This window comes from Roseobacter sp. HKCCD6576-2 (assembly GCF_013179285.1).
GTDB classification, from domain to species: Bacteria; Pseudomonadota; Alphaproteobacteria; order Rhodobacterales; family Rhodobacteraceae; genus Rhodophyticola; species Rhodophyticola oceani.
The window spans coordinates 245456-268363 of the sequence record NZ_WVNW01000002.1; the positions used below are offsets into that span (position 1 = coordinate 245456).

General features: G+C 60.2%; 17 protein-coding genes and 1 tRNA gene. 8 read left to right on the plus strand and 10 right to left on the minus strand.

From position 1 onward, the window contains the following. Nucleotides 1-304: 304 nt before the first annotated feature. Nucleotides 305-3043, minus strand: a complete 2739-nt coding sequence (gene gyrA / locus GTF44_RS08300; protein ID WP_171560818.1) for a DNA gyrase subunit A — start codon at nt 3041-3043, stop codon at nt 305-307. 195 nt (nt 3044-3238) lie between these two features. Between gyrA and GTF44_RS08305 the strand changes: the two genes are divergently transcribed. After that, the gene (locus GTF44_RS08305; protein ID WP_171560821.1) at nt 3239-3508 is read left to right on the plus strand and encodes an usg protein; all 270 of its coding nucleotides are present in this window, start codon (nt 3239-3241) and stop codon (nt 3506-3508) included. A gap of 39 nt (nt 3509-3547) precedes the next feature. Here the strand turns inward: GTF44_RS08305 and GTF44_RS08310 are convergent, their stop codons facing one another. From GTF44_RS08310 to rocF, 3 genes are read right to left on the minus strand one after another with little or no spacing between them, the layout of a single operon-like run. Then, nucleotides 3548-4621, minus strand: coding sequence for an ornithine cyclodeaminase (locus tag GTF44_RS08310; protein ID WP_301270766.1), 1074 nt, complete (start codon nt 4619-4621; stop codon nt 3548-3550). A 17-nt stretch (nt 4622-4638) separates the two neighbouring features. Next, on the minus strand, nt 4639-5541 hold the full coding sequence (gene ctlX, locus GTF44_RS08315; RefSeq protein ID WP_253261270.1) for a citrulline utilization hydrolase CtlX: 903 nt from the start codon (nt 5539-5541) through the stop codon (nt 4639-4641). Then, nucleotides 5538-6467: an arginase gene (gene rocF, locus GTF44_RS08320; RefSeq protein WP_171560827.1), complete on the minus strand. Its 930-nt coding sequence runs from the start codon at nt 6465-6467 to the stop codon at nt 5538-5540. Before rocF ends, ctlX begins: the two co-directional genes overlap by 4 nt. 119 nt (nt 6468-6586) lie before the next feature. On the opposite strand from rocF, the gene GTF44_RS08325 reads away from it, so the two are divergent. Then, nucleotides 6587-7021 (plus strand): AsnC family transcriptional regulator, encoded by a 435-nt coding sequence (locus tag GTF44_RS08325; RefSeq protein ID WP_171561057.1) that lies wholly within the window; start codon nt 6587-6589, stop codon nt 7019-7021. An 81-nt stretch (nt 7022-7102) separates the two neighbouring features. Here GTF44_RS08325 and GTF44_RS08330 read toward each other — a convergent pair whose 3' ends face one another. Continuing rightward, a complete protein-coding gene (locus GTF44_RS08330) occupies nt 7103-7582 on the minus strand; it encodes a disulfide bond formation protein B (RefSeq protein WP_171560829.1) in 480 nt (159 codons plus the stop codon). Beyond that, on the minus strand, nt 7579-8157 hold the full coding sequence (locus GTF44_RS08335; protein WP_171560832.1) for a YqaA family protein: 579 nt from the start codon (nt 8155-8157) through the stop codon (nt 7579-7581). The genes GTF44_RS08330 and GTF44_RS08335 overlap by 4 nt, the downstream gene beginning before the upstream one ends. A 256-nt stretch (nt 8158-8413) precedes the next feature. On the opposite strand from GTF44_RS08335, the gene GTF44_RS08340 reads away from it, so the two are divergent. The 6 genes from GTF44_RS08340 (at nt 8414) to GTF44_RS22405 (ending at nt 17239) form a co-directional block, all read left to right on the plus strand. Further along, nucleotides 8414-9478, plus strand: a complete 1065-nt coding sequence (locus GTF44_RS08340; RefSeq protein ID WP_367383461.1) for a TRAP transporter substrate-binding protein — start codon at nt 8414-8416, stop codon at nt 9476-9478. Nucleotides 9479-9572: 94 nt separating this feature from the next. After that, entirely contained in the window at nt 9573-10826 is a 1254-nt protein-coding gene (locus GTF44_RS08345) for a flavin-dependent oxidoreductase (protein WP_171560834.1), read from the plus strand. 35 nt (nt 10827-10861) lie between these two features. After that, the gene (locus tag GTF44_RS08350; protein WP_171560836.1) at nt 10862-11446 is read left to right on the plus strand and encodes a TRAP transporter small permease; all 585 of its coding nucleotides are present in this window, start codon (nt 10862-10864) and stop codon (nt 11444-11446) included. Then, nucleotides 11443-12810, plus strand: coding sequence for a TRAP transporter large permease (locus tag GTF44_RS08355; protein WP_171560839.1), 1368 nt, complete (start codon nt 11443-11445; stop codon nt 12808-12810). The genes GTF44_RS08350 and GTF44_RS08355 overlap by 4 nt, the downstream gene beginning before the upstream one ends. A 157-nt stretch (nt 12811-12967) precedes the next feature. Then, nucleotides 12968-13052, plus strand: a tRNA-Leu gene (locus GTF44_RS08360). A gap of 893 nt (nt 13053-13945) precedes the next feature. Next, nucleotides 13946-17239 (plus strand): Hint domain-containing protein, encoded by a 3294-nt coding sequence (locus GTF44_RS22405; RefSeq protein WP_171560842.1) that lies wholly within the window; start codon nt 13946-13948, stop codon nt 17237-17239. A 72-nt stretch (nt 17240-17311) separates the two neighbouring features. Here GTF44_RS22405 and GTF44_RS08370 read toward each other — a convergent pair whose 3' ends face one another. The 4 genes from GTF44_RS08370 to GTF44_RS08385 form a co-directional block, all read right to left on the minus strand. Continuing rightward, nucleotides 17312-17944, minus strand: coding sequence for a nucleotidyltransferase family protein (locus GTF44_RS08370; RefSeq protein ID WP_301270768.1), 633 nt, complete (start codon nt 17942-17944; stop codon nt 17312-17314). Between the two features lie 44 nt (nt 17945-17988). Then, nucleotides 17989-20403: an FAD-dependent oxidoreductase gene (locus GTF44_RS08375; RefSeq protein ID WP_171560845.1), complete on the minus strand. Its 2415-nt coding sequence runs from the start codon at nt 20401-20403 to the stop codon at nt 17989-17991. A 150-nt stretch (nt 20404-20553) separates the two neighbouring features. Further along, nucleotides 20554-21852 (minus strand): HlyC/CorC family transporter, encoded by a 1299-nt coding sequence (locus GTF44_RS08380; protein WP_145209356.1) that lies wholly within the window; start codon nt 21850-21852, stop codon nt 20554-20556. A gap of 107 nt (nt 21853-21959) precedes the next feature. Further along, complete coding sequence (locus tag GTF44_RS08385) at nt 21960-22907, minus strand: site-specific tyrosine recombinase XerD (protein ID WP_171560847.1); 948 nt, start codon at nt 22905-22907, stop codon at nt 21960-21962. Nucleotide 22908 lies beyond the last annotated feature (1 nt).

Sequence of the window (22908 nt, forward strand, 5' to 3'; positions counted from 1 at the left end):
ATCAGGCGCTGCGGTTATTCCAGCGCAAGACAATAACGTTCGAGATAAATTATTGTTCTCAATTGAGGCGCGTTTGTGAGGGTATTGAGGTGATTTCGCGAGATTATATTAACGCACCGGCGGGACTGTTTCCCTAGGGTGGTCAATGGCCGAAGCTGCCAGGCTCCACCCCGAGAATGTCAACGAAATGTGAAACAACCGCCTGAAAAAGCGATGTTTTCAGACGAAAATGCGGTGCCGATGCCCGGGCGCGTAAATGTGCAGCCCGCAAGACTCTCGGCGCGCCCAGGCTTAATTGTGGCGATTACTCGGCGGTTTCCTCATCCCCTTGATCCGCGATCCAGGCGACGCTGACGACCTCTTCCCCATTGGCCGTATTAAATACTTTCACACCTCCGGCACTGCGGGAGCGGAAGGAAATGCCCTCGACCGGCACGCGAATTGATTGGCCCTTTGAGGTGGCCAGCATGATTTGGTCTTCCAGTTCCACCGGGAAGCTCGCCACCAGCGGGCCGCCTCGCATGGCTTTGTCGATCGCGGCGACACCTTGGCCGCCACGCCCACGCACCGGATAGTCGTGCGAGGAGGAGAGCTTGCCCAAGCCGCCAGAGGTGATCGTCAGGATCAGGTCCTCCGCCGCAGACATCTCCGCATAACGGTCTTGGCTGAGCGAAAGATCGCCCGTGGCCTCTTCATCCTCGTCCGGAAGATCGGCATCGTCCGTCAAACCAGCGACCGCCCGGCGCATCTTCAGATACGCGGCCCGTTCTTCCGCGCTCGCCTCGAAGTGACGGATCACCGCCATGGAGACAACCTTATGATCACCGGCAAGGCGGATGCCGCGCACACCAGTCGACTCGCGACCCTTGAAGACCCGGACATCGGTGGTCCGGAACCGGATCGCACGCCCGGCATCGGTGACCAGCATCACGTCTTCGTCTTCGGTGCAGATCCGCGCGTTGACCAAGGTGACGGAGCCATCCTCCGGCAGACGCATGGCGATCTTGCCGTTGCGCATCACATTGGCGAAATCCGACAGCGCATTGCGACGGACGTCACCCGCCGAGGTGGCAAAGACGATTTGCAGATCGTTCCAGTCCGCCTCATCCCGGTCGACCGGCATAACGGCCGCAATGGAGGTGCCCACTGGGATCGGCAGAATGTTCACCACGGCCTTGCCGCGCGCCGTTCGGCTGCCCATCGGCAAGCGCCAGGTCTTCAGCTTGTAGACCATGCCATCGGTGGTGAAGAAAAGAAGCGGCGTATGGGTGTTGGCCACGAACAGCGTGGTCACCACATCATCCTCTTTGGTCGCCATGCCTGAGAGGCCTTTGCCGCCGCGCCGTTGCGCCCGGAATTCGGCCAGAGGGGTGCGTTTGATATAGCCACCCGCGGTGATCGTCACGACCATATCTTCGCGCTCGATCAGGTCTTCGTCGTCCATATCGCCCGACCAATCGATGATCTCGGTGCGGCGCGGCACGGCGAATTGTTCTTTTACATCGGCCAATTCGGAGGAGATGATCGCCATGATCCGCTCGCGGGAGGCGAGGATAGCGAGGTAGTCTTTGATCTTCTCGGCCAGCTCCTGCAGCTCATCGGTGACTTCTTTCACCCCAATCTGTGTCAGGCGCTGGAGGCGCAGTTCCAGAATGGCGCGGGCTTGGGTCTCCGACAGGTTGTAAGTTCCGTCCTCGTTCATCTTATGGGTCGGGTCGTCGATCAACCGGATGTAATCGGCAATCTCTCCGGCGGGCCAGCGGCGGGTCATCAGCGCTTGGCGCGCCTCGGCCGCATCGGCAGATTTCCGAATGGTTGCAACAACTTCGTCGACATTGCTCACCGCAACGGCCAGACCGCAGAGAATATGCGAACGCTCGCGCGCCTTCATCAATTCAAAGGCCGTGCGTCGCGCCACAACCTCTTCGCGGAAATCGAGGAACGCGGTCAGGAACCCACGTAGCGTCAGTTGCTCGGGCCGCCCGCCGTTCAACGCCAGCATATTGCAGCCGAAAGAGGTCTGCATCTGGGTGAAGCGGAACAGTTGGTTGAGGACCACCTCGGCAGTGGCGTCGCGCTTCAACTCAATCACTACACGCACGCCGATCCGGTCGGATTCGTCCTGGACCGCGCTGATCCCTTCGATTTTCTTTTCCCGCACCAGGTCCGCGATCTTCTCGATCATGCTCGCTTTGTTAACTTGATAGGGAATCTCATCAAGAACAATGGCATAGCGATCTTTCCTAATCTCCTCGACGCGGGTTTTGGCGCGGATGATGACGCTGCCACGCCCTTCGAGATAGGCCTTCCGAGCACCGGTGCGGCCAAGAATGATCCCGCCGGTCGGGAAGTCTGGCGCAGGCACGTAGTCGATCAGTTCTTCACTTGTCAGATCTGGGTTCACGATCAAAGCCTGACAGGCGTCGATCACTTCGCCGAGATTGTGCGGCGGGATATTGGTTGCCATACCCACGGCGATGCCGCCCGCGCCATTGACCAACATATTCGGGAACCGGGCGGGCAGCACCGTCGGTTCTTGGTCCTTGCCGTCATAGTTGTCTTGGAAATCGACAGTATCTTTGTCGATATCGGTCAGCAAAAACGCGGCCGGCTTGTCCATCCGCACTTCTGTATAGCGCATGGCCGCCGGGTTATCGCCATCCATCGACCCAAAATTGCCTTGCCCGTCGAGAAGCGGCAAAGACATCGAGAAATCCTGTGCCATCCGGACCAATGCGTCATAAATCGCCCCGTCACCATGCGGGTGATATTTGCCCATCACATCGCCGACCGGACGGGCGGATTTGCGGTAGGATTTGTCGTGCGAATTCCCGGTTTCGTGCATCGCGTAGAGGATGCGGCGATGAACGGGTTTCAGCCCGTCACGCAGGTCTGGAATGGCGCGCGAAATGATCACCGACATCGCATAATCGATGAAGGAGGTTTTCATTTCGTCGGTGATGTCAATGGACGGGCCGGAATACTCGGGGCGTTCGGGCGCGGTTTCGTCCATGTTTTCAGGGGGTTCTGGCGTGTCAGTCACGCGTATGTGCTCGCTTTTGGCTGCGTCTATATTTTGTTGGGTCAGAGTATAACGGTAACTGCATATGGGGTGCAATGGGGGATGCGCGCTGCCGTTGGCAGCCGCTCGGCCACCTTGCTAACAGGCTGTTTTCTTTGAAAATTAACCACCCTGTGGCAGGCTGACACCAGGAAGGGACCAAACAAGAGGTGCCCAATGGCAGAAACCGAGACTGAGCTGATGTTGAAGGGCTATGGGTTGACCACAGCCGAAATGTGCTACCGGATGCCGGATTTTCAGAGTGTTCTCAACACCTTCGTCTGGCAGGATTATGACTTGGCCCCGGATTACCCCCGGCTTTTCAAGTTTATCGAATTCTGGCAGGACGAAATCGAAGGCCCGCTGCACTCGGTGCGATTCACCCATCGGAAAATGATCGCGCCGGGCGAATGGCGAAATGTGGTGGGGGAGTTCCCGCTGCATTGATAGGTTACAAGACTTCCAGAATTTGGTGGGTTTTGTAACCTATTCCGGTCGTGCGTCGGCTGAAGTCGCGGGCTTCGCCCGCTGAACCATGCCGAAGAGATCGCGCGGATCGTCCGGGTCGGCCAGCATGTCGAGCTGCTGATAGAGGCCCGTGTCTTCCAATCGGTCGCGGATATAGCGCAGGGCCGAGAAATCCTCGATCGCGAAGCCGACGCTGTCAAAAAGCGTGATCTGCGCGGGCGAACTGCGCCCCGTCGCGGTCCCCTCGATGACTTGCCAAAGCTCGGTGACGGGATGGTCTTCGGGCAATTGCTGAATCTCACCTTCGATCCGGGTCTGTGGCGGGAACTCGACGAAGATGTCGGAGCGCAGGAGGATGTCGCGGTGCAGCTCCGTCTTCCCGGGGCAATCGCCGCCGATCGCATTAATGTGGACACCGGAACCGATCATATTGTCGGTCAGAATCCTGGCCAGTTGCTTGTCGGCGGTGCAGGTCGTGATGATCTGCGCGCCTTCCATAGCCTCTTCGGGGGTTTTGCAGGTCTGAAGCGTCAGGCCTTGGCCCGCGAGATTCTGGATCGCTTTGGCCGTCGCAGCGGGATCGATATCGTAGAGGCGGACCGTGTCGATGCCGCAGATGGCTTTGAAGGCGAGGCATTGAAACTCCGACTGCGCGCCATTGCCGATCATCGCCATGGTGGTCGCGTTTTTCGGCGCGAGATGTTTCGCGGCCATGGCGGACATCGCCGCCGTTCGCAGCGCCGTGAGGATCGTCATTTCACTCAGCAGCATCGGGTAACCGGTGGCAACATCAGCCAAAAGCCCAAATGCCGTAACAGTTTGGAGGCCTTCCTTCATGTTCTTTGGGTGGCCGTTGACGTATTTGAATCCATAAAGCTCGCCGTCAGAGGTTGGCATCAGTTCGATCACGCCCTCGACCGAATGCGATGCAACGCGCGGTGTCTTATCAAAGAGTGGCCAGCGGCGGAAATCGGCCTCGATATAGTCGGCCAGTTCGCGCAGCATCTGTTCCAAACCCACTTGGTGGATCAGTTGCATCATCGCTTCGACGGAGACGAAGGGAACGAAGGCGCGCTCGGAGGGTTGGGGCAAGGTCATGATGTCAGGTCTCAACGGCGGGACAGGTGGATGCCAGCCAGCATACAACGGACAGATCCGCCTGCGGCTTCAATGGTGGGAATGGAGAGGGGAAGGAGCGTGGCGCTCGCCTCGATCCGCGCGATTTGGGCGGGCGTGAGCGCGGCCAGAGCGGTGTCGGACAGTGCGAGAATGCGACTCTCACGCCCGGTCAGTTCAAACGCATTGCCAGCGAAGCCGTGGATCTGTTCCGGCGTCAGCGCGATCACATCATGGCCGGTTTCCTCCAACCGGGCCTGGACCGTGGCGCGCCGCTCCGCATCGGTGATCATGTCGAGACCGACCAGTGCGTAATCGGTGCCGATGCCCATCAGAACATTGGTGTGATAAATCGCGCGGCCGATGCTGTCGCGGGCATCGAAGACAATCGGTTCATAGTTGAAATGGGTGCAGAACCGCTCCAGTAACACCGGATCGGCGCGGTTCGAGGCGGCGACATAAGCCACATGGCCCGTATGGTCGAGCACCATCGCGCCAGTGCCTTCCAGCGCCAAACCGTCGGGCTCCAGGCCGGAATAATCGATCACATCCTGCACCCGATAGTCGCGTTTCAACATCTCGATCACATCCCACCGACGCTCCCGGCGGCGGGTCTCGGCAAACATCGGATAGATCGCCACATGGCCGCCCGCATGGGTGGAGAACCAATTGTTTGGAAAGACAGAATCCGGTGTGTCGGTGCGTTCATCCTCGAAGATATGAACGGTAACACCGGCTTGGCGGAGGCTCTCGACGACGGCGTCGAATTCGGCCAGCGCGGTGTGCGACGTGCCTATCGTCTCAGATTGAAATGCGTTGTCAGCCCGGGTCTCGGGATTGGGGCGAAAATGATGCGGACGGATCATCACCACGGCATTGGGCGCTTGCAGGTTCATGCGGCGAAACTCTGGGTTGGGCGGTCAAAGACCTTGCGGCCCATGAGTGAGGCGGTGAGGTCGACCATCAGCGATGCGGTGCGACCGCGTTCGTCGAGGAACGGGTTCAATTCGACCAGATCAAGCGAGGTGACGAGGCCGCTGTCATGCAGGATTTCCATCACCAGATGCGCCTCGCGGAAGGTGGCGCCGCCAGGGACCATGGTGCCGACCGCGGGCGCAATACCGGGGTCGAGGAAATCGACATCCAAGGAGACGTGCAGGAAGCCATTGGCCGCCGCGACCTTGGCCAGGAAGCTGCGGAGCGGCGTCGCGATGCCGTATTCGTCAATCGCGCGCATATCATGGGCGGCAATTTGGGTCTGGGTCAGCGCGGCGTTCTCCTGCGGGTCGACGGAGCGGAGGCCGAGGATGCAGATGTTTTCTTCCGGGATCGGAGCAGCCAGGGGCGGGAAGAGATCGAACCCGGGGCGTCCTGCGACATACCCTACGGGCGTGCCGTGCAGATTGCCCGAGGTGGTCGTGTCGGGCGTGTGGAAATCCGCGTGGGCATCGAGCCAGAGTAGAAATTGGGGGCGGCTTTGGACATTGGCATGGGCTGTGACACCGGCCACGGACCCAAGCGAAAGACTGTGATCGCCGCCGAGAAAGATCGGGAAGCCGTCAGCCATGGCGGCTTGGGCGGCCTGGGTCAGTGTTTCGGTCCAGGCGATGGTCTCGGCCAGCGCGTGCAGGGCTTGGTTCGGGTGGCTGGGTTGGCCGAGCGGCGCGGGCATGAGATTGCCCAGGTCGCGGGTCTCTCGGCCAAGATCGGTGAGGGCTTTAGCCAGGCCAGCGGTACGATAGGCGTCCGGGCCCATCAAGCAGCCGTCGCGGCGTTTGCCGCTATCGACCGGGGCACCGAGGAGGAGACAAGGTTGGGGCATGGAGTGTCCGTGATGTCGCGCATTTGTTGCTCAATACCTGCCGAAATGGATTAGACAAAACCCTCCAGATTGCGCAAAAAGTCTAGATATATGCCGATGCGGAGGCTCTCAGTTTGCAAATAGATGACATGGATCAGCGGCTCCTGGCGGCGTTGAAGCGGGACGCGCGGGCGTCTTTGTCGGATCTGGCGGCCCGGTTTGGCGTGTCGCGCGCCACAGTTCGGGCGCGGATCGAGAAGATGCAGACCCGCGGCGATATCCGGGGTTTCACTGTGGTGACGGCTGCGGATTTGGCGAACCATCCGGTGCGCGGGCTGATGATGTTGGCGGTGTCTGGCCCGGGGGCGGAGCGGCTGATGACGCGCTTGACCGGTCATATGGCGGTGCAGGCGGTGCATTCGACCAATGGCAAATGGGATTTGATTGTCGAATTGGGAACCGAGACGCTCGAGGAGTTGGATCGGGTGTTGTTTGAGATCCGACGGATGGAAGGCGTGGAGACCAGCGAAACCAGTTTGCTTTTGAACACGCGAACGGGTGCGCGCCCCCGGTGAAGGCGGGTGGCCCGGCCTCACGCCCCCTATACAGGGAGCCCTCGGCGCGGCCAGTTGCCACGGATTTGGGGCGAGTTTGGGCTAGCCGATTGTGCGGTTGCGTGCGGCAGCGGCGAACCAGATCAGCGCCAGCGCCAGGCAGACAAGCCCATTCCAGCTGGCCATGGAGAGGCCGAACATCTCCCAAGCGACTTCATCACAAAGGACGATTTGCGGACCGGTATCGGTGGCCAGCAGATCGCTCGCGGACATTGAGCCGAGGTCCTGCGCGGCCGCGCCGGTGCAATTTTGCGGACCCTCCCACCAATCGCGCTCGACGCCGGTATGGTAGAGCGCGATGCCCGCATTAGTCAGCATCGTCAGGCCGCCTGCCCAAGCGATCAGCGCCGATGGGATCGCCGCGCCAATCACGCCCAGAGCAATGGCGACGGCATGCGGCCAGCGTTGCCACAGACACATCGCGCAGGGGGCGAGCCCGCCGATATATTGAAACCCAAAGGCTCCGAGCAGCATCGCGGCCGACCCAAACCCGGCGAGCAAAATCAAGGAACGACGTGTCACAGGACCCTCACAATATAGAACCCGGCCAGCAGGATCACGATAAAGAGCGTGAACATCAACCCAAGACGGCGTTCGATAAAGTCACGAATGGGGGCGCCGTAGCGCCAGAGCAACGCAGCAACGATAAAGAAGCGCAGACCCCGGGCGATGATCGAGGTCACAATGAACGTGCCAAGGGGCAGGGCGGTCCAACCCGACATGATGGTGATCACCTTATACGGGAACGGGGTCAGCCCCGCGATCAGCACGGGCCAGAAGCCGAGATCATTGAAGCGCTGATTGAAGGCCGTGATCTGTTCGGTTTTGCCGAGGGCGGCGAGGATCGGCTGTCCGATCTGCTCAAAAAAGAAATACCCGATGCCGTAGCCCGCGAGCCCGCCAAGGACCGATGATATCAAACAGACGCCGGCGATCAGAAAGGCGCGATGCGGTGCGGCCAGAATCATCGGAATCATCAGGATATCGGGGGGGATCGGAAAGAAAGAACTCTCCGTAAACGAAACCAGGGCCAGGGCCCAAAGCGCGTGCCGGTGCCCTGCGAGCCCCAGTGTCCAATCATATAGCGGCCGGATCATCAGCGCCCTTTATGTTTGCCTGTTCCTCGGGCCGATGCCGTATTGGTCGGGCCGGGTCAACCGCAGGGCGTAAAAAACCTGATGACAAACCCGACCGCTTGGTTAAGAGTGTTTCTATCGAGGTGCGCGCGGCAGGGTCGTTTCCGCAGGAGCGGCAGGGGAGAAAAGCCATAAAAAGCTTTGACCGCGCGTGATAGCTGGGGCTTAGTCCCATTGGAAAGAGATCACGCGGCACGATGCCGGATCAGGGAGGATTATGATGAACATCACGCTGAAAACGGCGGCAATTGGCCTTGTTGCCTTGGGAATTGGCGCAGCAGGTCAGACTGGTGCCGCCTATGCGCAGGCAGAAGTGACCCTGCGCTGCCAGCATTTCTTGCCGCCGATGGGGTCGGTCCCGCGCTTCTTCATGGAGCCATGGGCCGCGCAGGTTGAGGAGCAATCCGGCGGGCGCATCGATGTGGAACTCTATCCGGCAATGCAACTCGGCGGGTCGCCGCCCGCCCTTTATGATCAGATACGCGATGGCGTGATCGATTGTGGTTGGGCGCTGCCTGCTTACACGCCGGGCCGGTTCCCGGAAGCTGAGGCGATGGAGCTGCCCTTCATGACCTCGATGAATGCGGAAGACAGCAGCCGTGCAGCCTGGGAATTCACCGAGCAGTACATGCTCGACAGCCGGTTTGCCGATATTCACGTAATGGCGGTGCATGTGCATGGCCCGGGCGTGATCCACAAAACCGGTGACCCGATAGAGGCGATTACCGATTTCGACGGCTTGCAGCTTCGTGGTCCGTCGCGGCAGGCAAACGCGCTTCTGGAGCGTCTTGGCGCAACGCCGGTCGGGATGCCGGTGCCTGCCTTCCCCGAAGCGCTCTCGCGTGGCGTGGTGGATGGCGGCGTGATCCCATGGGAAGTGGTGCCCGCCCTGCGTGTCGAAGAATTGGCCGATAGCCATACGCAGATCGGCGGCGACCGGGCGCTCTACAACACCTTCTTTATCTGGGGCATGAACAACGACACTTATGCCAGCCTTCCCGATGACTTGCGGGCCATTATTGATGCCAATTCCGGGATCGATGCTTCGGCTTGGGCGGGGCGCGCCATGGATGAAGGTGACACGCTGGCCGAAGACATGATCACCGAACGGGGCAACACGATTGTCACGCTCAGCGATGAGGTCGTTGCCGAGCTTCGCGCCGTCGGTGAGGAGGTCACCGCGGATTGGATCGAGGAGATGAACGGCCTTGGTCTTGACGGGGCGGCGATGGTCGAAGACGCGCGGGCCGCTGTTGCGCGCCACGCCGGGGACTCGATGTAGTCGCTGTTGCTATTCGGGTTCGGGCGGTAAAGGCACCGTCCGATCCCAGTCTTTTCCTTTACCACGTCATAAGTGACGGAGGCGCGGAAGCTTCATGACAGTCATCATCGCAGGCGCCGGCATTGGCGGGTTGACCCTGGGTCTATCACTGCATCAACAGGGTATTCCGTTCAAGATTGTCGAGGCGGTGCATGAGCTGAAACCGATGGGGGTTGGGATCAACATCCAGCCTCATGCGGTGCGCGAGCTGTTTGAACTGGACCTGGAGATCGAGCTGGATGGGGTTGGTCTGCGTACGAGCGAGGTGGTCTATTTCTCAAGCCAGGGTCAACGGATCTGGACCGAACGACGCGGCTTAGAGGCGGGATACAATTGGCCGCAATATTCAATCCATCGTGGTGAGCTTCAGTTGATGCTGTTGCGGAACTTGATCAGTCGCGCCGGGCCAGATGTGGTCCAAACGGGCCGATCTTTGGCCGGATGGACCGAAGCGCCGCATGGCGTGCGGGTTCACCTGGAAGACAGAACAACCGGCGAGCAGCAAGACGATCTTCATGGAGAGCTTCTCGTCGCCTGCGACGGGATCAATTCAGTCGCGCGGGCAAAGTTGTACCCCGATGAGGGCTCGGCCGTTTGGGGTGGCACGATGATGTGGCGCGGCGTGACGGACGCGGCGAGGTTTCTGACTGGTCGATCAATGGCGATGGCGGGAACCTCGGCTAAGAAATTTGTCTGCTATCCGATGCAGGATCATGGCGATGGTCGGATGCGGATCAATTGGATCGCCGATCTGGCTCTGCCGCCCGACACCGATTGGGATCGGCAAGACTGGACCCGCGAAGGCCGTTTGAGCGACTTCGCCCCCGAATTCGCCGATTGGCAATTCGATTGGTTGAACATTCCTTGGATGATCCAGAACGCCGAACGGATTTGGGAATACCCGATGGTTGACCGCGATCCGCTGCCGCAATGGAGTTTCGGGCGGGCGACCCTTTTGGGCGATGCCGCTCATGCGATGTATCCAATTGGCTCCAACGGGGCGAGCCAAGCAATTCTGGACGCGCGTGTCTTGACCGGCGAGTTGATGCGTCATGGGCGCGTGCCGGAGGCGTTGACAGCTTATGAGGCGGATCGGCGTGAGGCGGTGAATGCCCTGATCCTGGCCAATCGCGGGGATGGGCCGGACAAGGTGCTTGATGAGGTGGCCGCGCGCGCGCCGGATGGGTTTGACGCCATCGAAGATGTGATCAGTGATCGGGAACTGGCCGAGGTGGCCGCGGAATATAAAGCGCTTGCGGGGTTCGATGTGGACGCATTGAACGCGCGCGGGCCGTTAATCGGAATGTAGCGCCAAGTAGAGCGGCGGGCAGGGAACGGATAGAGATGGCATTGGCACCCGATTGGGAGGCGGCGACTGGCCGTGTGATGGAACGAATGGCCCGTGGGCTTGCTTATTTCGGTGGCGTGCTGCTGGCGGTTTTGGCGGTGATGGTCTGTGTCTCGATCATCGGGCGGGCGCTCGATGGGTTTGGGTTGAGTCCGATCACCGGTGACTACGAGTTGGTCGAGGCAGGCTGCGCGATTGCGGTTTTCGCGTTCTTGCCTTGGTGTCAGTTAAAACGCGGCCATGTGGCGGTGGACATCGTGGTGCAGAACATGCCGCCCAGGGTTAAGGCGTTTTCCGGGCTGGTGGGGGATATTCTCCTAGCGATTGTCGCCTATGTGATCCTCTGGCGGATCTGGCTCGGCTTCGGCGAGAAGTTTCCTTATGGCTCGGACGAGCTGCGGAGCGTCTTTGGCTTCGGATCGCGACCGTTCTTCCCTGAGACGACCTATGAATTGGAGATACCAACCTGGATTCCTTACGGGCTTTCGGTGATCGGGGCGGCGCTCTTCTTCATCGTGGCACTTTATACCGTCTGGCGCTCGATCAACTGGGTAGCCGCTGGATATGAGGCTGCAGCATGACCGGTTTGGAACTGGCGATCCTCGCCTTCGCGTTGATGTTGGTGGCGATATTCCTGCGGGTGCCGATTGGCGTGGCTATGGCAGTCACGGGGTTTGTGGGCACATGGATTGTGTTGGGGCGGCCCTCCGCACCGCTCAGCCAGCTCAAATCGCTGACCTATGACACGTTTTCCAATTACAATCTGTCGATCGTGCCGCTTTTCCTGCTCATGGGGCAATTCGCGACAAAATCGGGGATGTCCGGGGCGCTGTTCCAGGCGGCCTCGGATTGGCTTGGCCACCGTAAGGGCGGCGTCGCGATGGCCGCGGTTGGGGCTTGCGCCGGTTTCGGCGCGGTCTGCGGCTCGTCGCTCGCCACGGCCTCGACCATGGGGCAGGTGGCGCTGCCCGAGATGCGGAAGCGGGGTTATTCTGACAGCCTCAGCACCGGGGTTTTGGCCGCCGGCGGTACGCTTGGCATCCTGATCCCGCCCTCGATCATCCTGGTGATCTACGCGATCCTGGCGCAGCAGAATATCGTGAAGATGTTTGTGGCCGCGCTCATACCCGGCATTCTTGCGGCCATTGGCTATATGCTCACCGTGGCGATCTATGTGCGGCTTCGCCCCGGGGCGGCGACCACGGCCGAGCGCGTGCCGTATGCACAGCGTCTCAAGACCATGGCCAAGATTTGGCCGGTCGTGGTGATTTTCGGCCTGGTCATGGGCGGTATCGCGGCGGACTGGAATTGGGCGCAAGACGGCGTACAGGCGCTCTTCACCCCGACCGAAGGGGCGGCCGTGGGTGCGGTGGCGACGGGTATTTATGGGCTCGCGACCGGTGGGCTGACCTGGAAAGGCTTCCTCGACTCCGTTCTCGCCACCGCGCAAGCGACCGCGATGATCTTCTTCATCGTTCTGGGCGCGCAGCTCTTCAACTCCTTCCTGGCCTTCACTCAAGCCCCGGCGCAGTTGGTGGACTGGATTACCACGCAGGGCTACGCGCCGCTTCTGATCCTCTCGATCATGCTGGTGGCTTATCTCATCTTTGGCTGCGTGATGGATTCGCTTTCGATGATCCTGCTGACCATTCCGATCTTCTTCCCGATCATCATGGCGCTGGAGTTTACCTTCTGGGGCTACACGCTCTCGCCAGAGGAGGCGGCGATCTGGTTCGGAATCTTGGCGCTGATTGTGGTTGAAGTCGGGCTGATCACGCCGCCGGTTGGGATGAACCTGTTCATCATCAACTCGATGGCCCGGGATATTCCCATCGCACGGACCTATGCCGGCGTGGCGCCGTTTGTGGCCTCTGACCTGATCCGCGTGGTGATTTTGGTGGCCTTCCCAGGGATCACGCTGTGGCTCGTTGGGGCGATGTTCTAGCCGGGGTGCAGTGCAGGAAAACACGTTTTCCAGACGGAGGTGGTGCGATTCTCGCCGCGCTGCTTGAAGAGGATTTCGCGAGGGCGCAATTGTCTGCGATCAAATGATCTTCGCCCGTTGACGCCGCCTGCGACCGGCGGTAGACGATCCTCTCTGGGCCCGAGTGGCGGAATTGGTAGACGCAGGGGATTCAAAATCCCCCGCCGCAAGGCTTGTCGGTTCGAGTCCGACCTCGGGTACCAGCCCAGACTTCACCAGATATATGTGACAAGCGACACCTGTCGCTCCCGGTGGCAGAGGCCGCCATTTTGCTGCGGCGGTCGGCGCGGCGGCTCGGGGATTGAGAGCCTGGAGTAGGCCGACCCAGAATGGCCACTCGGCTTGGAATCTGGTCGTCGACGACAAAACGGTGATCCGCTTCCGCGAATCGACTATGGCGCAGACTGGTGACATGGGAGGTACTTTGGAATGGGTTCGGAGGGATTGTTTCCGCCCTATTCTTGCCCAAATTGGCCGGAGCGTTGACAAATTGTTTCCGATACCGCGACAAGCATGTGTTTCCAAAAGTGATACAATATAGTCGATTTTTACCCCCAACCCTGTGGGTATCTCTGTGAGCAAAACCAGAAGATCTGACGAAACCTCCAATTATTACTGCGAATTCGGCAAAAACCTGCCGAGCGATGAAGATGCGGCTCGCGAAACAGTTAAGCAAGAAAATGCCAATATTCGGCATGTTCTTGCCGCCCACTGAACACCACTTGGCCTGACCTCCGCCACTTTCCCGACAACTTTCCACTTCTTGGAACCAGTCCGACAGGCTATCCAATTCTAGCCCGACTGGGGGGCGATGTCTGTTTAGGCCACGGGGGCGGCCGCACATGACGCACGGTTTGAGTGCGGAGGGTGTGCGTTCCGCGATGTCACTATGTGTGGCATGTGGTGCATAGGTCAGAAACGGCGGCTGCCACCGCCTCTGACCATCCGTGTTTAGCACGGGGCCTCTCTTCCTCAGTCCATTTGTGTTTGCGTGCGTGCCGCCTTCTGCGCCGGCGTCGTTCGATTTGGGTTGGTACTGGATTTTCCGCCGGATGATGGCGGGCGGCATCTTGGATGTCGGCGAGAGGAGAGAACGATGGCGAACAACTTCAATGACCCGTTTGCAAGTAACTTGGTTGGCCTTTGGGATTTCCTTGATGGCAGCAAGACCAAGGATACTGGCTTGGCCGATGGGTTCGCGCAAAACGGTCACACCGAGGGTGGCGCGAGCATTTCCGGCGGCGCGTTGCACACCGATGGCCATGGCGACTTCTTCGATGTGAACAACAACACCGGGTTCGATGGAACGTCGACCTTCCCGGGCAATGATGTGCCGTTCCAGTTGGGCACAGGCACCGTCGCAGTGCAGTTCAACCAGGATCAGCATGTTGGCTCCAGCCCCGATACGCTGGTCAACCGCGGCGAATATAAGGACAAGGATAGCGAAGGGTTTTTCGAAATCCGTGTCACCGATGACGGCGAAGTTGAGGTGGTGCACTATTCCAATGGTGCGAAACTGGAACTGTCGACGCACAAGAACTTCTTTGATCCCGGTGATGACGTCAAAGTCACCTATGCCTGGGATGAAACCTCCGGCGCGACCTTGCTGGTCGAGAATCTGAGCGAGGGGACGTCCCAAACGCTGAGCTCCACTGAGCTTGGTTTGACCATGGACATCACCGACAATGACGACGAAAGCTGGACCTTCGGGGCCCGTGAAAAGGACGATGGCGAATACGATAAGTTTTTCGATGGCTCCATCGACTATGTTGCGATCTACGACATTGATGTGATCAACGCCTCTGGCGGCGACATGATCGTTGAAGGCACAAGTGGCGATGACCTGATCGATGTGGCCTATACCGGCGACCCCGACACGCCACCCGACATGATCGACAATGCGGTTGTCGATGGCACCGACGACGATGTAGTGGTCGCGGGCGCGGGCAATGACACGGTCGAGGCCGGCGATGGCGATGATCTGGTTTTTGCTGGAAGCGGTGACGACAGCGTCGATGGCGGCGAGGGCAACGACACGCTGGTCGGTGATGACAACACCGGCAATCCGCTTCTCGGCGGCGGTCGCGAGAAGTTCGAATGGGATCTGGCGCCCGATCCGAATGGTCCGAGCCCGATTGAGGATGGCGATGACCTGAACGGGTTCACGCAGAACACCGGCAGTGTCGATGTGACCTTCAAGATTCTGTCCGAAAAAGGTGATGTCGAGACCGAATTTGCCGATAACAATCAGAATGTTGCGGGCATCGACAGCGATGGCGACCCGGTGGATGACAACAGTTCGCTGTCCAGCGATCTGGAAGACAAAGGCGACAAAGCGAAGTATGAGCTCGAATTCTCTGATCCGGTCGAGAATGTGTCGTTTCGCGTCAATGACATCGATGGCGATGGCGTGGTCAAGATCCAAGCCTTCGACGAGAATGGCGATCCGATCGAAGTCTCGCTGACGGCGGGCAACAATCTGACCTTGTCGAACACCGATGGCGTGCCTGGTAATGATACCGCCGACAGCAATGGCGGCTATCAGAGCGACACCAGTGCGAATTACTCGATCTTGGTCGATATCCCCGGCCCAGTGTCGTCGATCATCATCACGCATAGCCAGGATGGCGGCAATGACAGCGGCATCAATGTTACGGATGTGTATTTCGACGCGGTTGGTTTTGTCGATGATGGCCCCGAAGGCAACGACACGCTGAACGGCGGCGACGGCGATGATGTGCTGATCGGCAATGGCGGCGATGACGAGCTGAATGGTGGCGACGGCGACGATGATCTCGACGGCGGCGACGGCAATGATGACCTCGACGGCGGCGATGGCGACGACACGCTGAATGGCGGCGACGGCGAAGACACGCTGGACGGCGGCGCTGGCGATGATGTGCTTGATGGCGGCGATGGCGATGACACCATCACTGGCGGGGCGGGCAACGACACCGTCAACGACATGGATGGCGACAACTTCATCGACACATCTGATGGAGACACCGTTTCGGCGCTGCCGGATCGCGGCTTCCCTTTTGTGCCCGGGTCCGAGGATCTGGATCCGAACAACGACAAAGATCTGGTGATCACGGGGGATGGCAACGACACCATCATCACTGGCGACGACGATGACACGGTTCACGCGGGCAATGGCGACAATGTCATTGATGTGGGTTTTGACGATGACAGCGTCACCTCCGGCGATGGCGACGATCTGATCACGCTTGGGGAAGGCTCCGACACGGTCGATGCTGGTGCTGGCGATGACACGATCTATGGCGGTCTGGGCCCGAGCTTCCCGGATATCGTCAATATCCCGGACGACAATCCGAACGGGCCGGACGATCCAATCCTCGATAATGGCGATGACCTGATCTATGCCGGGGCGGGCGACGACCTCGTCTATGGCGAAGACGATAACGACACCATTCATGGTGGCGAGGGCAACGATACGCTGGATGGCGGGATCGACGATGACCTGATCATGGGCGATGAGGGTGACGACCTGATCATCGGCGGTCAGGGTGCCGATGAGATGTTCGGGGGCGACGACCGAGATACGTTCATCGTGGACCAGAATGGTCATGGTATCGGCGACGATATCGAGGGTGGCGAAGGCGGCGACGATTTCGACACGCTGGACCTGACCGGCGCCGGGCCGCTGCATGTGACCTTCGATGACTCGATCGACCCCGGCGGCACCCCGGGCGAAAGCGGCACCGTCACCTTCTTCGACGGCAACGGCTTCGCACCGGAGAACGTGACCGGCACGATGACCTTTATCGAGATCGAGAATGTCATTCCCTGCTTCACGCCGGGTGCGCGGATCGCAACCCCGAAAGGTGAAGTGCCGGTCGAGAGCTTGCGCGAAGGTGACAAGGTCATCACCCGCGACAATGGCATCCAAGAGATCCGTTGGGTTGGCAACCGCACCCTGCAGCGCGCCGAACTGCGCGGCGCGCCTTATCTACGCCCGATCCTGATCAGAGCGGGCAGCTTGGGTGATGGCCTGCCGGAGCGCGACATGATCGTCTCGCCGCAGCATCGGATGCTGGTGGCGGGTGACGCAACGCAGCTTTACTTCGAAGAGAGCGAAGTTCTGGTCGCGGCCAAACACCTGGTCAATCATGGCTCGGTTCAGTGGCTCGATCCGATGCGCGCTACCTATATCCACTTCATGTTCGACCGGCACGAAGTGGTGCTGGCCGATGGCGCCTGGACGGAAAGCTTCCAGCCTGGCGATCAAACCTTGGGCGCGATGGGGAATGGTACCCGGAACGAGATCCTCGAGATCTTCCCGGAGTTGAAAACGCCGCAAGGCCGCGACAGCTACGTCGCCGCCCGCCGCGCCCTGAAAGCGCATGAGGCGCGGCTGATCGTACGCTGAGACGCACGAGTTATGCAGCGAGGGACAAGGGGTTTGGGGGGCGAACCTTGACCCGAGCGAAGGGCGGTCTGATTACAGGCCGCCCTTTTCTTTTGCTCGCCAGGCGGCCCAGTCTTCGGGCGTGTCCAAATCGATCAGCGCACGATCTCCTTTGAGCGGGATCAGGTGTATACGGTTGGCGTGGCGTTTGAGGAGGTCGCGGGCGCCGATATCGCCACTGAGCTTGCGGAGATCGGCGAAGAGGTCGGCGGGGAAGAGCACCGGATGCCCGGGCGTGCCGTCTTCGCTGGCGGCGCGGAGGATCGCATCGGGAGCCTGGGCGTGGAGCGTCAACATCAGATGCAGATCATAGGCTGTGATCTCGGGCATATCGGCCAGCATGATCAGCACGGCGGGGGCTTCCAGATCCGAGAGGCCGACACGGATTGACGCCGCCATACCTGCGCTCTCGGGGGCTTCAACGATCTCACAGTCAATCTCTGCCAGAGCCGCACGGCGCGCTGGCTGATCGGGGCCAAGCACCACCCGGGTCGGCCCGGCTTTGGTACAGCGTTTGGCCATGGTTGCCACGAGCGGCGCGCCTTGGACAGGTTCCAAGAGTTTGTCCGTGCCGCCCATGCGCGTGGCGCGACCCGCAGCGAGGAGGAGAATGAGGGGTGTGTCAGAAGAGATTTTAGGCCTCCGGCGGGGATATTTCTGAAGCAGAGAAGGGCGCGGATTAAGGAGTCCACTCGTTTTCCAGGCCCATTCTACCCTCGCATGCGCGTACCCTCTGGGTCAAAGAGCGGGGTGGTGATCAGTCGGGCCGGGCGCATCTCGCCTAGGATTTCGATCTCGACCTCTAGGCCGTCACTGGCGCGATCTGTTGGCACGAAGCCAAGCGCGATGGATTTCTGCGCGTGATGCGAATAGCCGCCGGAGGTGCAGAACCCCTGAACCGTGCCGTCGAGCCAGATCGGTTCATAGGCATTTACATCAGCATCGGTGGCCGCGACCTCGAAGGCGCAGAGTTTGCGGGCGGAGCCATTGGCCCGTTCGGCCTCCGCCGCCTCGCGACCGATGAACTGAGTGTTCTTTTTGAAGCTGATGAAGCGGTCGAGGCCGGTTTCGGCGGCGGTATAGTCGGGAGAGAATTCCCGGAGCCAGGAGCCGAAGAACTTGTCCAGGCGTAGTGACATCATCGCCCGCATCCCGAAGGGTTTCAGGCCGAACGCTTGGCCAGCGGTCCAGAGGATATGCCAGAGTTGCCGCTGCTCCATCGCGTCGACATAAATCTCATAGCCCAGATCGCCGGTATAGCTGACCCGCTGAACAAGCGCCGTGCTGAGCCCGATGGTGATTGGTTTGACATCCATGAAACGGAACGCCTCGGCCGAGACATCGTCGCGGGTGACGGCTTGCAAGAGGTCGCGGGCACGGGGGCCAGCGATTTGGAAACCGGTGCGGGTATCCGAGATATTCTGGACATGAACATCGCCCTGCAACTGACTGTCAAACCATCGTAAATGATAGTCTTGCGAGCCGTAGCTTGCCGTCAGTTGGAATTCGGTTTCCGAGAGGCAGGAGATGGTGAAGTCCCCGATTAGCTTGCCGATATGGTTTAGCATTGGGGTGAGAGACAAGCGCCCGGGCTGCGGTACGCGGCCTGCCATGATCCGGTCGAGCCAAGCGCGGGCATCAGCGCCGGTGATCCGGTATTTACCGAAGTTTTGCACCTCGTTGATGCCGACGGCCTCTCGCACCGCTTTGACTTCGCGCGCGGTGGCCTCGAAGGCGTTTGAGCGGCGGAAGGAGGGGGTTTCATAGCGCGGCTCGCCCTCTTCGGCGAAATAGTTCGGCACTTCCAGCCCGTATTGCTGCCCCCAGACCGCGCCCATCTGATCGAAGATGTCATACATCGGCGTGGTACGGAACGGCCGCGCGGCGGGCAATTCTTCATTCGGGTAGGCGACAGAGAAGCGGTTTTGATAATTCTCGATCACTTTTGGCAGCGTATAGCCCGGCGTGATCACCCGGCCGAAGCGCGCCACATCCATCGCGAAGACATCGCGATCTGGTTGGCCGTCGACCATCCATTGCGCAAGCGTCAGCCCAACACCGCCGCCTTGCGAAAAGCCTGCCATGACGCCGCAAGCGGACCAGTAATTGCGCAACCCGTGGACTGGGCCGACCAACGGGTTGCCATCGGGCGCGAAGGTAAAGGGGCCGTGGATCACCGATTTCACACCGGCAGTTTCCAGGATCGGGAAGCGTTTATAGGCGAAAGCGATGCTGTCTTCGATCTTGTCGAAGTCATCGGGCAGAAGCTCGTGGCCGAAGCTCCAAGGCGTTCCGTCGACCGCCCAAGGTTTGCAAGGTTGTTCATAGAAGCCGATGCAGAGGCCACGGCCTTCTTGGCGGAGATAGCTTTCGCCCGCCGGGTCCATCACATGCGGGTGCTCTTCGGCCCGCTCATAAATCTCGGCGATCTCATCGGTGACGATATATTGGTGCTCCATCGGGTGCAGCGGCAGGTAGCAGCCCGCCATTGCACCGACTTCACGGGCCCAAAGCCCGCCCGCATTGACCACATGCTCGGCATGGATCGTGCCTTTGTCGGTCACCACATCCCAGGTGCCATCGGCGCGCGGGCTGGTTTCGGTCACCATACACTGGGTCACGATCTCGGCGCCGCCCATCCGTGCGGCTTTGGCATAGGCGTGCGTGGTGCCTGAAGGGTCGAGATGGCCGTCGAGCGGGTCATAAAGGGCACCTAAAATGCCATCGGTATTGGTGATCGGCGCAACCTGCTTGATTTCGTCGGGGCCGAGGATTTCGGTCTCCAGCCCCATGAACCGGTGCTTGGCGCGTTCGGCCTTCAGCATGTCGAAGCGCTCTTGCGTGTCCGCCAGGGTCACGCCGCCCACATGGTGCAGACCACAGGAGAGGCCAGTCAGTTCTTCCAACTCGCGGTAAAGCCGGATCGTGTAGCCCTGCAGCGCCGCCATATTGGTATCGCCGTTCAGCGTATGAAACCCGCCAGCGGCGTGCCAAGTCGATCCGGAGGTGAGTTCCGAGCGTTCCACCAGCATCACATCGGACCAGCCCAGTTTGGTCAGGTGATAGAGAACCGAGGCGCCGACAACGCCGCCGCCGATGACGCAGACTTGGGTGGTGGTTTTCATATGAGGGGCTGTCCTTCTATCACTCGCGGCGATGAAAGAGCGCGGCGCCGGGCGGAGCAAGTCAGAAAGCGACATTTGTATCCGGTTTCAGCGCGGCACCGGAATTTTGCAAAATTCCGGACCGGTTTCTGGCAAGAAACCGGGGCGTCCTCAGAGCTTGCGGATTTTCAACTGCGTCAGGCGGTTTTGATCGCGGGACGCCACCTCAAACCGGAAGCCGTGGAAGCTGAAACACTGGCCTTCGACGGGAATCGATTGCGCTTCGTGGATCACCAGACCAGCGACGGTGTTTGCTTCTTCATCCGGCAGGTTCCAATCGGTGGCGCGGTTCAGGTCACGGATCGTCATGCCGCCATCGATCAAGTAGTTGCCATCTGATCCGGGGGTCAGGTTGATGACTTCTTCGACATCGAACTCATCGGTGATCTCGCCGACGATTTCCTCAAGGATGTCTTCGAGCGTGATCAACCCTTGCAGCGCGCCATATTCATCGACCACCAGAGCAAAATGCGTATGGCGGCGCAGGAACTGCCGCATCTGGTCGTCGAGCGTCGTGGTTTCGGGCACGAAATAGGGGGTCATCGCGACCTGGCCGATGTCGAATTTCTCCAAGCCCGGTGCATTGTCACCACGCATCAACTGATCCATCGCGCGCAGTAGGTCTTTGGCGTGAATGACGCCAATGATGTTCTCCTGTTCCTCGCGATAAACGGGCAGGCGGGTGTGGGGCGACTGCAAGGCTTGGCTGAGGATCTGCTCCGGATCGGCATCGGCGTCGATCATCTCGATGCCGGAGCGGTGCAGCATGATCTCTTCAACGGTGCGGTCGCTCAAATCGAGCGCACCCAAAAGCCGGTCGCGGTGCTCTTTCTCTACCGCACCCTCGGAATGGCCAAGCGTGATGGCCCCCGCGATCTCCTCCCGCGCGCTGAGAACGGCGCTGTCGGGGTCGGTTTGCACGCCGAAGATGCGCAAGACGCCGCGGACCAGCACCTGCACCATGCGGACCACCGGCGAGAAGACCAAGATGACGATGCGGATAACCGGCGAGACCCGGGCGGCCGCGGTTTCCGCATTGGTGATCGCGTAAGTCTTCGGCAAGACCTCGGCGAAGATCAGCACCAGAAGCGTCATGACCAGTGTTGCCAGTGCTACGCCGCTTTCGCCAAAGGCGCGGGTGAAAAGCGCGGTGGCCAGCGAGGCGGCCAGGATATTGACCAAGTTGTTGCCAAGCAGAACCGAGCCGATCAGCCGCTCGCTATCCTCGGTCAGATTCAAGGCCCGCTCGGCCCCTTTGTTGCCCCGGTCGGCCTGCGATCTGAGCTTGCCGCGCGAGGCGGCGGTGAGCGCCGTTTCGGAGCCAGAGAAAAACGCTGAGAGCACCAACAGGCCAATGATGGCGCCTGCGGTGACCCAGAATGCGGTGTCCATGAAGGGGGTGGTGTCCATGAGCAGCGTTATGGGGTGCGAATGGGGGTTCTTCAAGGGCCTGGCACGCGCGAAACGGGCAAGTGTTGCATGCCGTCACGACGGCATTTCTCCGCCGGGCACGGGGATTAGTCCTTGTCTTGCGCGGCCAGTGGGTGGTGGTCGAGCACCAAGGATTTCAGGCGCTCATCTAACACATGGGTGTAGATTTCGGTGGTCGAGATATCGGCGTGGCCCAGAAGCGTTTGGATCGAGCGGAGATCGGCGCCGCCGGCCAGAAGATGAGTCGCGAACGCGTGGCGAAGTGTGTGCGGTGTGACCTTTTCGGGCGAGACACCTGCGGCGACAGCAATGTCTTTGATCAGCAGATAGAACCGCATTCGGGTCAGGTGGCCCGCTTTGCCGCGAGACGGGAAGAGGAAGCGAGATGGCGCTGCGCCGGTGTTTTCGGTCTTGCGCGCCTCTTCCGTATCACGATGACCGAGCCAAGCGATCAGGGTGGCACGCGCCGGCGGGGAGAGCGGGACCATGCGCTCCTTGCCGCCTTTGCCTTTGACCAGCATCACTTGTGGGTTGCCACGGGCGGCGGAGACCGGGAGCGAGACAAGCTCCGTCACGCGCATACCCGTCGCGTAGAGCAATTGCATTAGGCAGGCATTGCGCAGCCGATCACCAGGGGTGCGCCCAAGTGTTTCGGCGACGGCAAGCAAGCGGTCAACCTCCTCGACCGAGAGGGTCTTGGGTAGGCGTTTCTCACGTCCTGGGCCTTTGACCAACTGCGCCGGGTTATCGGCGCGAAGGCCTTCTTCATAGGTAAACCGATAGAGCTGTTTGATCGATGAAAGCCGCCGGGCGCGGGTCGCTTTCGCCAAGCCATTTGCGTCGAGCATCATCAGATAGGCCTCAATCTCGGTGCGGCTGGCTTTGGCGAGATCGGTCTCTCGATCGATAAGAAACGCGCGGAAATCCTCCAAATCGCGGGCATAGGCCAATTGCGTGTTCTGCGCGGCGTTTAGCTCGGCGGCTTGCGCCTCGATGAAGGACTGTATCCAACGCTGGTCAGCGGCGGCGGCCATA